The following is a 15,388-nucleotide window of genomic DNA, read 5'->3' on the forward strand; positions in this document are numbered from 1 at the left end:
TACATAAATTTATTTATTTTTATGAATACACGCTATTATAATTCTTAATTAATCATGTTAATTGCCTTTAGTATAAAAAGGAGTATTTATTATTTTTCTTTATAAGATTCTTCTAAAAAATACCTATGCATGAAATCATATAATATATATTCTGACACGCTATTATCTTTAATGAAAATTCGATTTAATGACATATGAAAAAAACTTGTAATAAGTCTGTTGGCTGGGATAAAGGGTGAATTGTGGGCAAAATTAGATATCAACGATTTAATCACAAAAGATTGACTTGATGAATCACGTTGATGTAAAGTAAATAGTTTATTGTAATGTGCATCATCTGAATTTAATAGATCGGCCAGCAATTTTCGCTTATTTTTGTACCTGTTTGCTATTTCCTTACTGTCCTTAGAACTGATATAATATTCATTGTTAAAGTTTGACTTTAGATTTTTTAAGAAATCTATTCTTTCATATAGATCAAAATCAAATAGATCCAAGTAATGATTTATTAATAATGCTGCGTGTAACCATCTGGAATCGCTATTTGTACTGAGGTCAATTGAACTTAGAATTTGTAGAACGTTGAGGCTATCATAGAAAAAAAACTGCTCAGATAACTCCATTGTAAAATCACCGTATCTTTCTATCTCTCGCTGGTAAGTATCAATTTGAATAGAATTAATACGCTCATCCAAGACGTACTTATTAAAAAGATTATGAAATACACTGATAATAAAACCTAATTTTTCAACATTTTTGAGCTTTATTCTTAACCTAATATGAAATTCAGGATCATTATATCTTATAAAAAAAAATGAATCGATCTCGTTATCTTTTATTAATTTCTTAAGGGTTTTGTAAATTGAATTAGCAAGAAGATTATCAGCTGTGCTTTCACTTAAGTAAATTTTATAACATAGCCATTCCGAACCAACAATATATTTCCTAGACACCTGATTATGCATTTTTATAGAATGAAATTATTAATTCGTGACAATGGTTCTGATTTGTAACATTTTTAACTAAGCTTTCTTCTTTGAACAAAAATTCCTTTAGTAATATTGTGTTACTCTTAAGTAGCTTATTTAGAAAAATCTTCACAGATAACTGATTCTCAAAATCAATAAGAAGTTCATTATCTCCTTCACATAGCAATACTAGCTCAGGCAGTTTAAATTTATTTCTAAAGTTGTTTATCGAATTTACTAAAGCATTGGTGTCTTCTTGATTAATACCCTTAAGTGTAGGCTCATTGAACTTAATAAACCAGCGTGCCTCAAGAACGATACAATTTTTATATTCAATTCTGGGGATGTGAGAAAACATTTTTTGCAGATCATCCAAATAAAATCCTAAATAATTTCTTTTCCCATATAATTGGAGGTCTGTAAGAAATCTATATACAGGTATGTTTGATTTTAGACTGTTGTGGGCATTAGGTAAAAATGGTTTAATAATCTTATTAAGTTTTTTAGATCTTAATTCTATCTTCATATCGTTTGTTAATCTTACCATAATATCCTCAATCGGTATAGGATTGGCTACAGTTGATAGTGGGGCTGAAAGTATAGGGATGAAATGATCGAAAATATGCTTTTGTTCAAAAACATTTGTTAAATGAATATTAGGAGCATGAATGATTTCTGCATTAATGTAGCCCTTTCTATCTGCATTCTCATTCTCTTTTTTAACGATGTCGCTTACTAAATATTTGGTCGTTTTATCCTGATAAGTGAATCTCGTAAGTAGATTTACAGCTGAAGGCCCCCCAAACCCATTAATGACAATTTTTTTTCCATCTGAAGTTTGCAGGATTTTTATATTCGCATAAATAGTATTTGGGATATCATCCCAGTTCTCCTTTAAATCTTCAAAGTCAGAATCATAGAGCTCGATTACCGTTTTGTTATGGGTATAAGCTGAAAGAATTCTTTCATGTAGAATAGAGGTCACTGTATTCCATCGGATGATATCGCTTTTTCGTTGTTTTTGTTTTATGTTTAAATTTTCAATGAGTGGATTAGATGATATTTGATGGTGGTTAATTGGATAACCTAAACCTATATCGTTATCCATCAATGTGACAATATTTACTTCTCTAAACTCATATTTTTTGTAGAAAGACTGTGTAAATTGCTCTAATTCAGGGTTGTTTATAGCTGTTGTTATCTTGTTGAAAAATGGTAACAAACTTTTGATTTTTAAAAATGTGGTTTTATCTAAAGTATTTATGCCATCCTTCATTACTACTGTTGATTTTATCGGAGAAAAATTAATCAGACCATCAACTGAATTTTTTTTGATATCTATGATTTCATTAAATTTTTGTATATCTAATCCATCACTATTTATATCTTTCAGAATTTGAGTATATTTATTTACAATGTCACGCAATAAAATGTTGTCAATTAGTTTGTTGGAAAGTGACACAATTTTTGTAAAATAATCTTCCCTTAATGTGGGTTGTATCTCCGTTAGAAGAAGCTTATTAATTATTAATGTATCTAAATATGCCAATGCGTCACTCTTGGAATATCCTTGTGAAATTAAATCATCAAGCAATATCCCTAAAGTACAACCTGTTTTAGTCAGTTTTAGAATTCTTGTTAAATAAGTATTATTACTAGTTATTACCTCTTTAAATGTTCTTTCTCCTTTAGGAAAGTTATCAAAGAATTCGATGAATTTATATCTTTTGTCATGTCCAAATAACATATTATTTGAATAAATATTCATGTCTGAAAATTTATCAGGTTCTAATCTATATAACGCAGTTACTAATTCGTATAAAAAGGTATTATCATATTGATAATTTAAAGTGATTTTACTTGAATCAATAACGATCTTGGATTCTTTTCCTAATTCGCCAACAGAAATCCCAGAAAAAAGACCAAAAGGTGTACTTCTTGTGCTCATTCGGGATAGATATTTCATCAAAGTACTATTAAACCTCACTTTGTCTTTGGTATTAATTTCAACATGATTTTTAATTTCTATAGCTTTAAGCTGAAGATATAGATCAGGTGAGGAAATTAAAATGGCCATTTGGAAATATTTATTTAAACAAAAAAAGTTAAACATATTATCTTCATGTATTATCTCCTTAATGCCGTCAATGGAATAAACCGGGAATCTTAAGAAATATTTATCGAAATAGTGATAAGGATTCTTCATTAGTAATGCTATATTTTAAATTAATGTCTCTATTATTACCATCTTAACTGGGACGTTGAGAATTATATCATCATAGATTGTTTCCAGTTTAATTCGGTGTCAGATATCAGTGATATTATACCCAGACCTATTCCTGCTATACCGTCTAAAAGATTGACCTCGTTGATGTATTTATTGTAATCATATTTTTTAAATCCACCCAATCCGTCTGGGAAACTTCCTTTCATTAGACCATCATTTAACCAATAATTGGAGGCTTGGCTAAAATTTTTATTTGAAGTTATATCATAAAAGCTCTTGTAAATAACAGCAATGCCTAATGATCCGTGACATAATCCACTATCTACTACTCCTGTTTCCAGGAGAGATCTTCTTGAACAGCACTTTATCATGATTCTTTCACTTTCTTTTAGTAAGTCTTGTCCTTTGATAAATCTACTGGCATTCATGAAGGCACTGGCAATTCCTAAATCACCATAACACCACGCCATTCTGCTTGCCTCGGCTAAATGCGGATCGATTAAATTAATATAAATATTTTTGGGATATGCAGAATCCAACTGATCGTTCCTAGCAGTTAAAAGGAAATTAGTTGCCAGATCTAGCATTTTTAGGGCTTTTGGACTTTTTATATTATATGACAAAACGTTGGTTAGGAAACTAATTATACCTGACATGCCATGGGCAAATCCTGTATCTACTGAGTTTTTGGGAAATCCCTCAAACGTATTTATCCAATAAATACCATTTTGGCTTTTAAAAGAAAAAGCAGAAAGACCATCAATCAAGTCATGAATATAGTTTAGGTATTTCTGTTTTAGTCTTTTTGAGTTTGTTAAATTATATCTTTTTAAGAAGTAATATCCATACCCAATGGAGCAATGTAAAAAATCAAATTGACCCTTCTTCATACAACTGTTCATGTTTTCTGCTAAAAATTCATCAATCTCATTGAAATTTTCATCTGAACTAAATTGTATAAAATTGTATTCATTTAGATATTCAATTGTCCAGGCAGCACCTGCAATTCCACTGCAATAGGTTGGAAAGGAATATCCATTGTTGATTCTGTCAATAATTTCTACTATATATTTTTTTCCGAGGTCTGAATAATACTCATCTCCTGAATATTTATAATAATGAAAGAGAAATAGGGCGATTCCTGAGATTCCATTTAATACTCCCAGGTTAGGGCTATTGAGGTACTTTTCATCTTTTAATTCTTTAGCAATTTGTTTTAGCTTTTCTTTCGCAAGCTCATATTTCATAATTAATTTTGTATTAATAAAAACAGACGAAATTCTATAATTAAATAGAATCTAGATTGAAGTGCATTTTTAATTATACAATATAATCTTTATTGCTTAATATTATTCTGTTTATTTAAATTATTTTTCTATTATGATCTTTGTTTTTCTCTTTGTCGATGCTGATTTAATATGGTAAGCTAGTGGGCATGGAATAAATAATGTAGGTAATTTGAAGCGATTATCCATGTGCTATTTTACTATCCGCAGGAGCTTCCTTACGGTCGAACATTCCGTAATCTCTAACCACGGTTGCTATTCTTAAATGATAATCATTAAAAACGGTCTCCCGGCCCTGTGCTTGTGCATCCCGGTGCATTTCTATATTTCTCCATTCCAGAATCGCTTTTTCATTTTCCCAAAAAGACAAGGACAGTATCTTATCCGGATGTACCAGGCTCTGAAACCTTTCAATAGATATAAAGCCCGGTATAGTAGAAAGTTCAGGATTAAGTTTTGCAGCGATGGACAGGTAGTCTGCCATTTTACCCGTTGCAGGGATAACTTCAAAAATTACTGCGATCATTTTTCTTGATTTTTAAAGATGATAAATAGATTTTTAACCAATCTGGCATTTAAGAGTGGCTCATAAGTAAAGGATTGGGGCAATATTTGTATTTGGTGGTACAAAATTTTAAAGGTTTCTGCTGTTAACCTCATGGTTAAATGCTTAGCCAGGCACTGATGATGACCTGCGCCAAAAGTCAGGTGTGCCTTATTATTGCCTCTTGATGGGTTATATGTTAAGGGAGATTCAAATATTTGAGGATCAAGATTGGCTGCTGCTAATAAAATGATAATCATTTCTCCTTTTTTTATCAACTGATCATTTATCAAAAGATCTTTCCCGGCAACTCTCCGGGTTAGGTGTATTGGCGGATCAAAACGTAAAGTTTCTACAACGGCTTGTTCAAAATAGTTTTCTGCCTCCGATAGGGAGAGTTGTTGATTTGAGAGCTGCAACAGTGTGTTAGTGAGTAATCCTCTTCCTGCGTCATAGCTTTGAATCAAAAGCCCAATGAGATTAGAGACCAGCAATGTTTCCCATTCTTCAGCGGCTATATAATTTGGGGCAAATGCACCGTCCGGCAGATATTTTTCCAATAAAGGAAATATAAGGTTGATCAACTCATTTAACTGTTTAATGGTTGCTGGATTTTGCTGCGGGGACATGATTTTGACCAGTACAGGAAGATGATCAATTAAAAACGTACAATCTTTTGCCTCAACGTTCAGGCTTTTTAAGATATAGAGTGCTGGTAGCCTTTTACAAACAACTTCAACCCAATCTACAGGTATCCCTGTTATCACTGGTTTCAATAAAAGATCAAGTAAATCCTGGGTAGCAACAGGCTGCATTTGATTATAAATCTGCAATGCTGCTGCTCTTGATTGCTGGTGTTGTTCAAAATTGTTCAGCCTTGCTAACTGTTGAATTAACTGGACTGCATTTTTATTCAGGCCAGTCTGACTGGTGTTAAGTTCGGGGATAAGGGCATCCTGGTGCAGCAAGACTTCTTTAGCTTGCGGATAAGCGTAAATTAACCAGCTTTGTTGCGCTTTGGCGTAATAGAGCGGGTGCGTTGCTCTTCTTTGAGTGTAAAATGTATAGGGTTCAATTGTATTCCAATCTAAAATAATTCCGGTATCCATGCTTGCTTTTTGTTGACTTCATCAAAATTAGCTAACCAGAAAAGGTTATACTTCATTCTAAAATGAATCGTACGCAATGGATGGGAAATTAATTAGCACAGCTAATTTTTAAAGTGGAATTCGGGAAGGAAAAATGCTGAATGCATAAAGGAAAACAGCGCCTGTTTTCCTTTATGCATCTGGCTATTTAAATAATTCTTGCAGGTCTCTGTCAGCAGTAGGGATCTTTTTGAGAAAATCATCAAAACCCGTTCCTTCTTGAGAGCTGTACATGCCATAGGCATCCATAATGTAGCCAATCTGGCCATCTTTGTCTTCTAACAAATAAAGCACAGAATTATCTGCCGGATCTGAGTCACCTTCAAAACGATATGTTTTTATGATAGTCAGATCTTCCGGTAAATAGATTTTGTGCAGACCAACACCCTGCATTTTGCCATGGTCGGTCATCTTTATTTCGTTATCTAACCCTTTTTGCCTTAATTTTTCTAAAATCTGGCTAAGTGTGTTCATTTCCGCTGGTTGTTCCATAATAAAGATTGTTTGCTTATTAAACAAAGCCTTCAATAAATGGTTTTCTTTTTTATTTCATGTAGCCGTATTTTTTCATCAGGGAAATTAACACACCGTTAGTCCAGCCAAATCCATCTTGAGAGGTATATTCGCCACCTCCTGCCTTTAATTGCAAGTCTACGACATTGTATTTCTCCATTAACTTTCCTGTGCGCTGATAAACGCTGGTATTTAAATTAATCCAGCGGACAGAGATCTGTTTCTCTAAAGTATGGAAGCCATAATTCCCCAATCCTGTGATCGCCATCCACTGTAAAGGAGCCCATCCGTTAGGTGCATCCCATTGTTGGTGCGTATTTAGCGGTGTAGAAACCAGTCCACCAGCTTTAAGGAATTTTTGTTGTAAAATATTCTTAACCAGTTTGGCCTGTTTTTGATCAACCAGGTTAAAAGACAAAGGGAACATCCCTGCCAAACTCAATATGGAGGATTGTTTTTTGGTTTTAAGGTTATAATCTGTGAACCAGGAATATTTTGGTGACCAGAAATATTTCTGAATACTCGCTTTTCTTTTTAAGGCCAGCGCCTGATATTCCTTTTCTTTAGCCACATTGTGCTGAAGTGCATAACATTTTTGCAGCGTTAATTCCAGATTATACAATAAACAATTCAGATCCACAGGAACGATTTGTGTCGTTTGAATTGTCTTTAACTGCATGCCATCTGCCAGCCATCTGCTGCTGAAATCCCAGCCACTTTCTGCTGCCGACCTGATATCGCGGTATACTTCCGGGTTTTTTGCTTCCGCTTGTTTACCGATCAGCACATCTTCTTTATAAGATTCTTGTCTGGGCGTGTTTAACTGATCATAATAGCGGTTCAGTTTACTCCCGTCGGGCATAATTACCACATGTTTAGTCGCTGCAGACTGATCCATCCAGTACGCATATTCTTTTTCCAGTGCCGGTAAGTAGGTAGAATAGGCTTTATTTCCTTTGATTTGAGCAAGAAGCCCAATCATCAGCGAGAAAAAAGGGGGCTGCGATCTGCTGAGGTAATAATTTCTGTTTCCATTTGGGATATGGCCGTTCTGTTCAATCAGGTAAGCGAAATTTTTGATCATATTTTCTATGGTCTCATTTTCTCCGGATACCTGCAGTCCTAACATCGTGAAATAGCTGTCCCAATAATAAACTTCTCTGAATCGTCCGCCAGGAACGATATATGGGGAAGGAAGGTCGAGCAGGGAGCTGTTGGCAATTTTTTCTGCAGGTTTACGGCGCAGTGCTTCCCAAAGTTGGTTAATGTGCTCAGTTACTGGTTGATTTGCTTGAATAACAACCGTGGTATTGGTATCTGGTAGAATAAAGTTGTCATTCACAAAAGCTTTGGTGCTGAATTTAGTTTTAGCAGCTTTTAATTTCATGTAATCTTCAAGAATACGCGCAGGATCTCTTTTCGGTATACAATCCACAAATGTTTTCCCATCTTTCAGCACATTCTGCATTTGTACATCAATAAATAGCTGACCGTAGAGCGCATCTGGTGTTTTAGTCTGGGCGGAAACCCTTCCCAGCTGAAGCCCGATAAAGAGGATAAATATAATCTTTCGTATCATAATCTCATATTTTAATTAATAATACGATTTATTCTGGCTTTACCGATAAAACCTGGATTAAAACCGCTGATTTCCTATCCTTTTTCTGGCTTGTTCAACTTCTGGTATGAGGTATTATTAGCTAGATAGAAGTATCTATGGATTCATAGGCAAGTTAATAAGAACCTGACCAGGACTTAAACGCAAAAGAGCAATGCCTGTGAAGACATCGCTCTTTTTTCTAAAGATTTTACTGACCGGATTATAGAGAGAACGCTTTTTTAACTGCGTCTACAAAGTCTAATTTTTCCCAGGTGAACAATTCTACTGTAACTTCTTTTTCAGTACCATTAGATGCTTTAAAGATTTTGGTAATGACTTCATTGTTTTTACCAAAGTGTCCATAAGCTGCAGTTTCTGAATAAATAGGGTTTCTTAACTTCAAACGGGTTTCAATACCGTAAGGAGTCATATCGAAGATTTTTTCAACTTCTTTCGCTATTTCACCATCAGTAAGCAATTTACCGTCTGCTGCTTTAACTTTAGCTGTTCCGTAAGTGTTTACGTAAATACCCATAGGCTGAGCAACACCAATTGCATAAGATACCTGTACCAGGATTTCATCAGCAACACCAGCCGCGACTAAGTTTTTAGCGATGTGTCTGGTTGCATAAGCTGCCGAGCGGTCAACTTTAGATGGATCTTTTCCTGAGAATGCACCACCACCGTGAGCACCTTTACCACCGTAAGTATCTACAATGATCTTTCTACCGGTCAAACCAGTATCTCCATGAGGGCCGCCAATCACAAATTTACCAGTTGGGTTAATGTGATATTTAATATCCTTGTTGAACAATTTGCTGAACTGAGGATATTGACTTGATACACGTGGAATCAGGATATTGATAATGTCTTCTTTTATCTTTTTAAGCATGGTCTGCTCTTCATCGAAATCATCATGTTGTGTAGACACCACGATAGAATCGATTCTTACAGGCTCATTGTTATCGTTGTACTCTAAAGTAACCTGAGATTTTGCATCCGGACGCAAATAAGTGATTTCCGTGTTTTCACGACGGATTGCAGCTAATTCAATCAGGATTTTGTGTGCAAGGTCAAGTGCAAGAGGCATGAAGTTTTCAGTCTCTCTGGTTGCATAACCAAACATCATTCCCTGGTCACCAGCTCCCTGAGTAGTTTTATCTTCTTTGTCTACACCCTGGTTAATGTCAGGAGATTGCTCATGAATAGCAGATAGTACGCTGCAAGAGTTACTGTCAAACATATATTCACCTTTAGTGTAACCAATTTTACTGATTACTTCTCTTGCGATCTTCTGCACATCAAGATATGCTTTTGATTTAACTTCTCCGGCAAGAAAAACTTGTCCGGTAGTTACTAAAGTCTCACAAGCAACTTTTGATTCAGGATCAAATGCTAAAAAATTATCAATTAGTGCATCCGAAATTTGATCTGCTACTTTATCAGGATGGCCTTCAGAAACAGATTCTGATGTAAATAAATATGACATTTTAAATAATTAGGTATATAATCAACAATTCTTTAAAATGGAAATGACCCCGTAAAAACAGGCAGTAAAATGAAGTGTATGAATGGTTAGCACTTTTTTTTACGTGGTTGCAATCCCGTCATGCTAACATAACATCGCAAATCAGTCCACCTTTATATTGCAAAATTACTATATATATTCAAAATAGTCAAAAAATATCAATTATTTTGTGCCATAATTAAATCATATCCCTTTGGCAAAGTCGAACATTCTATTTATTATTAATCCTATATCCGGGGGTAAGGATAAATTAAAGATACCAGCTATCATTGATGCAAATCTGGACAGGTCCAAATTTAACCCTAATTTTAGCTTTACGGAGTATGTAGGACATGCTGCGGAGATAGCAGAAGAGGCTGCAAATAAGAACTTTGATATCATTGTTGCCGTTGGTGGGGATGGAACAATCAATGAAATTGCAGCGAAAGTAATGCAGCAGCAGAAGATCCTGGGTATCATCCCTTTTGGATCGGGAAATGGTTTGGCCAGGTTTTTAAAAATACCAATGAATACAGCCAAAGCGATCCAGGTATTAAATGAGCTGATCGTAACGAAAATTGATACGGGTACATTTAATGATAAGTTTTTCTTCAATATGGCCGGGATGGGATTTGATGCACATATCAGCTCTGTATTTGTTGGCAATAAGAAAAGAGGCTTAACAGGGTATTTCAAGCTGGGGCTCAAAGAAATGATTAATTATAAACCTGAAACCTATCATATCCGGGTGGATGGGGTAGGGTATACCAGGACGGCTTTTGTGGTCAGTGTGGCCAATTCTTCTCAGTATGGAAATAATGCACATGTTTCACCGCATGCTTCTGTAACGGATGGTTTGCTGGATGTTTGTATCATTAAGTCTTTTCCACTTTATAAAATACCACTACTAGCTTATCATATGCTGAATGCGAGTACAGACAAATCTGATCTGGTAGAAATTATCCAGGGAAAAGAGATACAGATTACCAGGGTGGATGATGCTGCTATTCACATTGATGGGGAACCTTATTTTATGGGAAGAGAGATTGAAGTAACGATTTCGCCGCTCTCTTTAAATGTAATTGTACCAGCGGCAATGGGAGTTATCATTTAATATTATTATTATGAAACCTAATAAAAAATCATTGAGCGATCTTGGTGGGATCATGTATTCTACTGATCCTTCTTTTAGCTATGAAACTGAGAACGAGACACCGCAGGAGGTAATTGCCAACAATCAGCAAGATTTACGGGTAATGCTGGACCGGAAAAACAGGGGTGGTAAAGCAGTTACACTGGTGACCGGGTTTCGGGGAAATGCAGAGGAATTAGAGAAATTATCAAAAATGCTGAAGACCAAATGCGGGGTAGGAGGAAGTGCTAAAGATGGAGAGGTTATGGTGCAGGGAGACTTCAGAGATAAGGTGGTTTTGATGCTTCAAAAAGAAGGCTATAAAGTGAAAAAATCTGGCGGATAATACCCTTGCTAAATCTTTGATATTCAAATGATTATTCTATAGTGTATATGCCACAATAAGTGAAATATTTCCTTTGAAATGATAATTTTTCAATAAATATCTCCTTAGCTTTGCCTAAACAAATAATCATTTTATGAGCAAAGTTTTAATGCCTGAACCAGACTTATCCCGGTTGAATTTGGGTAATGATAATGCATACTATCAGTTAAGCGTACCGGAACTGGTAGAACAAGCAATCAATAACGGAGAGGGTACACTCTCCTCTTCAGGTGCTTTGGCAATTGATACTGGTAAATTTACTGGTCGTTCGCCAAAGGACAGGTTTATAGTGCTGGATGATATAACGAGGGATTCAGTTTGGTGGGGCGATATTAACATCCAGTTTAGTCAGTCAAATTTCGAGTCTTTACTACATAAAGTTTGTGCGCATCTTAACAAAGACAAGTTTTATGTGAGGGATGCTTATGCTTGTGCGGATGAAGCTTACAAAATGAGCCTCAGGGTAATCACTGAAACCGCTTATCAAAATCTATTTGCTAATAATTTATTCCTCAGGCCAGCAGAAGGAGAGGTGATTGAAAATCCGGAGTGGACAATTATAGCTGCACCAACATTTCTGGCCGATCCGGCTATCGATGGTACGCGCCAGGCTAATTTCGCGATCCTGAATTTCACAGATAAAATAATACTGATAGGTGGAACGGGTTATACAGGTGAAATTAAAAAAGGCATCTTCTCTGTATTAAATTTCATTTTACCTGAATTGAAAAGCACTTTATCCATGCACTGTTCTGCTAATGTAGGCGCTGAAGGGGATACTGCAATTTTCTTTGGCTTATCTGGTACAGGTAAAACAACATTGTCTGCTGACCCTGCAAGGGGGTTGATCGGTGATGATGAGCATGGCTGGGGAGATTCTTCTGTCTTTAATTTTGAGGGTGGATGTTATGCAAAATGTGTAGATCTGACTGCTGAAAAAGAGCCACAAATCTATAATGCAATCAAATTTGGCTCTTTGCTGGAGAATATCAATTATTTTCCGGGTACAAGAACTGTTGATTATTCAAATATTGAAAAAACGGAAAATACAAGGGTCGCTTATCCTATAAATTATATTGACAACGCGGTTTTACCTTCTATTGCGGGTATTCCAAAGAATATTTTCTTTTTGACGGCAGATGCTTTCGGTGTTCTACCTCCATTGTCGAAATTAAATCCTGGTCAGGCGATGTTTCATTTCATTTCCGGATATACAGCTAAGGTTGCAGGTACAGAAGCCGGAGTAACTGAGCCTCAGGTAACGTTTTCTGCTTGTTTTGGAAAAGCATTCCTGCCTTTGCACCCGACTAAATATGCGGATCTTCTTGGAAAAAAAATGGAAGAACATAAAGTGAATGTCTGGTTAGTGAATACAGGCTGGAGTGGTGGTGCTTATGGTACAGGCAGCAGGATGAAATTAAGTTATACACGCGCATTAATCACTGCAGCATTGAATGGGGAATTAACTTCAGCAACATTTACTGAACATCCGGTTTTCGGATTACAGATGCCAGATGCTTGTCCGGGCGTTCCTTCAGAAATTTTGAACCCAAGAAATACATGGTCAGACAAACAACAATATGACCATAAAGCAAACGAACTTGCTAAAGCGTTTATTGACAACTTTAAGCAATTTGAAGAGTTCGCAAATGACGAAATACTGAAATCAGTCCCAAAAGTTGTAGAAAACACACTTTAAATCATTTTTTTTAAGCAAAAATTTGCATTTCAATTTTTTTTTAGTTTTCATTGTGAAAGATTGTCTTTTAACCGGGACAATCTTTTTTAATAATAGCTACGCGACGATAGATTTATTGCGAAAATCAAATTTACCTGGTAATGATAATTTAATTTGGAATTAAAATCAAAGTTGTAGATTTGTTATTGCAACATTTGATTCTATTCGTCGTTGTGTGTATTACAAGATATTTAATCTAAATTTAAAAAACAAAGTACTAAAAACTCAAAAACTAAAAAAATGGCAAACGCACCAAAACCAACAACAGTTAAAAAGGAAAGCTCATCAGCTTCAAATCTATTCGCTACTCTAGTCATCCCAATTTGTATTATCATCGCAGCACTTATTTATAAATTCGTTCTTGGAGATGCAAATAACTTTATTGACAACAATGTTGAGAACTTACCTAAAGTTGGTAACTATGCAGGTATGGCTTACAAAGGTGGACCAATCGTTCCAATCTTAATGGGTATGCTTTTAATGGTAGTCGTATTCTCAGTAGAACGTTTCATCGTTATCGGAAAAGCAACTGGTACATCTAGTTTAGATGCTTTTGTGAAGAAAGTACAAGCACTTTTAAATTCAAATAATATCGAAGCAGCTATGGCTGAGTGCGATAAACAACAAGGTTCGGTTGCTAACGTAATCAAATCTGGTTTGAAAAAATATCGTGAGATGGAAGTTGAAACAAACATGGACACAGACCAGAAATGTTTAGCTATCCAAAAAGATATCGAAGAAGCTACAACATTAGAAATGCCAATGTTAGAGCAAAACTTAACAGTAATCGCAACATTAGTATCAGTTGGTACATTAATGGGATTATTAGGAACAGTAACAGGTATGATCAAGGCCTTCGGTGGTTTAGGTGCTTCTGGAGCTCCGGATTCAGCAGCGTTAGCAACAGGTATCTCTGAGGCACTTATCAATACTGCAACTGGTATCGGTACTTCAACTTTAGCGATTATCATGTACAACATCCTGACTTCTAAAATTGATAAATTAACTTATGCAATTGATGAAGCTGGTTTTAGCATCATCCAAACTTATGCTTCTACGCATAAATAGAAAATAATGTAATTTTTTTTTACCGGCTTTATGGAAAACCGGAAGAATTAACATCATTATATAAAACATAAGTAATTTTTAAAATTATGCCTAGAGCAAAGGTTCAAAGAAAGAGTACCTCGATTGATATGACCGCCATGTGCGACGTGTCCTTCCTGTTACTTACTTACTTTATTTTATCAGCAACTGCAAAACAACCGGATCCTTTGGATGTAAGACTTCCTACGTCAACGTATAAGATCAAAGTTCCTGAAAAGGATATCGCGATTTTAACGATTGGTAAAGATAAAGTTTACTTCGAAGCTGCTGGTCAGGATATCAAAGTAGCTACGCTGGAAAAAATTGGTGAGCAATATAAGATCAGTTTTACACCAGAAGAGAAAAAACGCTTTAGCGTTATTGGATCATTTGGTGTGCCGATCCAGAGTTTAAAACAGTTCGTCATGCTGGACGGAGATAAAAGAAAGAAATCAGGTCTGGAAACAGGTATACCTACCGATTCTACCAATAATCAATTGGCAGATTGGATTCTTCAATCCCGTAAAGCTGTTGCTGAGCTGCATTCTGAAGGAATGAGAGTAAGTATTAAAGGCGATGCCGAAGAAGGCTACCCGATGGTCAAGAAAATTGTTGACATCCTTCAAAAACAAAAAATTAACAAATTCAGTTTAATCACCACTGCTGAAGGCGGTAGCAAATAATTTAAAACATGGCAGAATTAGATACCTCCGGCGGGGGTGGCAAAAAGGGTGGGAAAGTAAGAAGTAAGAAATCGTCTACGAAAGTAGATTTAACCGCAATGGTTGATTTAGCGTTCTTATTGATTACCTTCTTCATGTTAACCACCACGCTGAATAAACCAATCGCAATGGATATTGCGAAGCCAGATAAAGATGAAAAGAATGAACAGAGACTTGAATTAAGAGCATCTCAGACTATGACAATTTTGTTAGGTAAAAATAACAAGGTTGCCTGGTACATGGGAGAGGCTGGAAAATCAGCTCCTGAGGTTCAGGATTTTACTCAGATCAGAAAATCGATACTGGAGAACAAACAAAAAGTACAGGCTGCAAGTGGCAAATCTATCGTTATGGTGATTAAACCTACTTCTGGAGCTACCTATAAAAACTTTGTTGATATCATGGATGAATTAGCAATTACCGGAATCAAGTCGGCTCCTGCAATTGACGATGAAAACATTACTGATGCTGAAAAAGCATTCATGAAATCTCAGAATCTTTTATAATATTATTAACATTTTAAATAACAAGC

The 15,388-nt window shown here is 35.5% G+C and carries 14 protein-coding genes; 6 read left to right on the forward strand and 8 right to left on the reverse strand.

Annotated elements, in window-relative coordinates; translation table 11 throughout:
* Positions 1-89 precede the first annotated feature (89 nt).
* The 8 genes from AY601_RS21880 to metK form a co-directional block, all read right to left on the reverse strand.
* A complete protein-coding gene (locus AY601_RS21880; RefSeq protein WP_068405114.1) occupies positions 90-965 on the reverse strand; it encodes a thiopeptide-type bacteriocin biosynthesis protein in 876 nt (291 codons plus the stop codon).
* Complete coding sequence (locus AY601_RS21885) at positions 958-3,174, reverse strand: lantibiotic dehydratase family protein (protein ID WP_068405117.1); 2,217 nt, start codon at positions 3,172-3,174, stop codon at positions 958-960. The genes AY601_RS21880 and AY601_RS21885 overlap by 8 nt, the downstream gene beginning before the upstream one ends.
* A gap of 62 nt (positions 3,175-3,236) precedes the next feature.
* Positions 3,237-4,442 (reverse strand): lanthionine synthetase LanC family protein, encoded by a 1,206-nt coding sequence (locus AY601_RS21890; RefSeq protein ID WP_068405120.1) that lies wholly within the window; start codon positions 4,440-4,442, stop codon positions 3,237-3,239.
* A gap of 220 nt (positions 4,443-4,662) precedes the next feature.
* Complete coding sequence (locus AY601_RS21895) at positions 4,663-5,007, reverse strand: antibiotic biosynthesis monooxygenase family protein (protein ID WP_068405121.1); 345 nt, start codon at positions 5,005-5,007, stop codon at positions 4,663-4,665.
* On the reverse strand, positions 5,004-6,134 hold the full coding sequence (locus tag AY601_RS21900; protein WP_068405123.1) for a cytochrome P450: 1,131 nt from the start codon (positions 6,132-6,134) through the stop codon (positions 5,004-5,006). Before AY601_RS21900 ends, AY601_RS21895 begins: the two co-directional genes overlap by 4 nt.
* 183 nt (positions 6,135-6,317) lie before the next feature.
* Complete coding sequence (locus AY601_RS21905; RefSeq protein ID WP_068405128.1) at positions 6,318-6,665, reverse strand: hypothetical protein; 348 nt, start codon at positions 6,663-6,665, stop codon at positions 6,318-6,320.
* Between the two features lie 52 nt (positions 6,666-6,717).
* On the reverse strand, positions 6,718-8,265 hold the full coding sequence (gene treF / locus AY601_RS21910) for an alpha,alpha-trehalase TreF (RefSeq protein ID WP_068405130.1): 1,548 nt from the start codon (positions 8,263-8,265) through the stop codon (positions 6,718-6,720).
* Between the two features lie 241 nt (positions 8,266-8,506).
* The gene (gene metK / locus AY601_RS21915; RefSeq protein ID WP_068405133.1) at positions 8,507-9,775 is read right to left on the reverse strand and encodes a methionine adenosyltransferase; all 1,269 of its coding nucleotides are present in this window, start codon (positions 9,773-9,775) and stop codon (positions 8,507-8,509) included.
* 232 nt (positions 9,776-10,007) lie between these two features.
* Here metK and AY601_RS21920 point away from each other — a divergent pair, with 232 nt between their 5' ends.
* From AY601_RS21920 to AY601_RS21945, 6 genes are all read left to right on the forward strand, one after another.
* Positions 10,008-10,907 carry a diacylglycerol/lipid kinase family protein gene (locus AY601_RS21920; protein WP_068405142.1) on the forward strand — a complete coding sequence of 300 codons (900 nt, stop codon included), beginning with the start codon at positions 10,008-10,010 and terminating at the stop codon, positions 10,905-10,907.
* 10 nt (positions 10,908-10,917) lie between these two features.
* Positions 10,918-11,271, forward strand: a complete 354-nt coding sequence (locus tag AY601_RS21925) for a translation initiation factor (protein WP_068405144.1) — start codon at positions 10,918-10,920, stop codon at positions 11,269-11,271.
* 133 nt (positions 11,272-11,404) lie between these two features.
* The gene (gene pckA / locus AY601_RS21930) at positions 11,405-13,009 is read left to right on the forward strand and encodes a phosphoenolpyruvate carboxykinase (ATP) (RefSeq protein WP_068405147.1); all 1,605 of its coding nucleotides are present in this window, start codon (positions 11,405-11,407) and stop codon (positions 13,007-13,009) included.
* 279 nt (positions 13,010-13,288) lie between these two features.
* Positions 13,289-14,116 (forward strand): MotA/TolQ/ExbB proton channel family protein, encoded by an 828-nt coding sequence (locus tag AY601_RS21935; protein WP_068405149.1) that lies wholly within the window; start codon positions 13,289-13,291, stop codon positions 14,114-14,116.
* An 86-nt stretch (positions 14,117-14,202) separates the two neighbouring features.
* Complete coding sequence (locus AY601_RS21940; RefSeq protein ID WP_068405151.1) at positions 14,203-14,817, forward strand: ExbD/TolR family protein; 615 nt, start codon at positions 14,203-14,205, stop codon at positions 14,815-14,817.
* A gap of 8 nt (positions 14,818-14,825) precedes the next feature.
* On the forward strand, positions 14,826-15,362 hold the full coding sequence (locus AY601_RS21945) for an ExbD/TolR family protein (protein ID WP_068405154.1): 537 nt from the start codon (positions 14,826-14,828) through the stop codon (positions 15,360-15,362).
* The last annotated feature ends 26 nt before the right edge of the window (positions 15,363-15,388 follow it).

The organism is Pedobacter cryoconitis, assembly GCF_001590605.1.
In the GTDB taxonomy this organism is placed as follows: Bacteria; Bacteroidota; Bacteroidia; order Sphingobacteriales; family Sphingobacteriaceae; genus Pedobacter; species Pedobacter cryoconitis_A.

What these genes read in the sequence shown, in the direction of transcription:
- AY601_RS21880 (WP_068405114.1), bottom strand. Translation starts at nt 965, where the DNA reads ATGCATAATCAGGTGTCTAGGAAATATATTGTTGGTTCGGAATGGCTA.
- AY601_RS21885 (WP_068405117.1), bottom strand. Translation starts at nt 3,174, where the DNA reads ATGAAGAATCCTTATCACTATTTCGATAAATATTTCTTAAGATTCCCG.
- AY601_RS21890 (WP_068405120.1), bottom strand. Translation starts at nt 4,442, where the DNA reads ATGAAATATGAGCTTGCGAAAGAAAAGCTAAAACAAATTGCTAAAGAA.
- AY601_RS21895 (WP_068405121.1), bottom strand. Translation starts at nt 5,007, where the DNA reads ATGATCGCAGTAATTTTTGAAGTTATCCCTGCAACGGGTAAAATGGCA.
- AY601_RS21900 (WP_068405123.1), bottom strand. Translation starts at nt 6,134, where the DNA reads ATGGATACCGGAATTATTTTAGATTGGAATACAATTGAACCCTATACA.
- AY601_RS21905 (WP_068405128.1), bottom strand. Translation starts at nt 6,665, where the DNA reads ATGGAACAACCAGCGGAAATGAACACACTTAGCCAGATTTTAGAAAAA.
- treF (WP_068405130.1), bottom strand. Translation starts at nt 8,265, where the DNA reads ATGATACGAAAGATTATATTTATCCTCTTTATCGGGCTTCAGCTGGGA.
- metK (WP_068405133.1), bottom strand. Translation starts at nt 9,775, where the DNA reads ATGTCATATTTATTTACATCAGAATCTGTTTCTGAAGGCCATCCTGAT.
- AY601_RS21925 (WP_068405144.1), top strand. Translation starts at nt 10,918, where the DNA reads ATGAAACCTAATAAAAAATCATTGAGCGATCTTGGTGGGATCATGTAT.
- pckA (WP_068405147.1), top strand. Translation starts at nt 11,405, where the DNA reads ATGAGCAAAGTTTTAATGCCTGAACCAGACTTATCCCGGTTGAATTTG.
- AY601_RS21935 (WP_068405149.1), top strand. Translation starts at nt 13,289, where the DNA reads ATGGCAAACGCACCAAAACCAACAACAGTTAAAAAGGAAAGCTCATCA.
- AY601_RS21940 (WP_068405151.1), top strand. Translation starts at nt 14,203, where the DNA reads ATGCCTAGAGCAAAGGTTCAAAGAAAGAGTACCTCGATTGATATGACC.
- AY601_RS21945 (WP_068405154.1), top strand. Translation starts at nt 14,826, where the DNA reads ATGGCAGAATTAGATACCTCCGGCGGGGGTGGCAAAAAGGGTGGGAAA.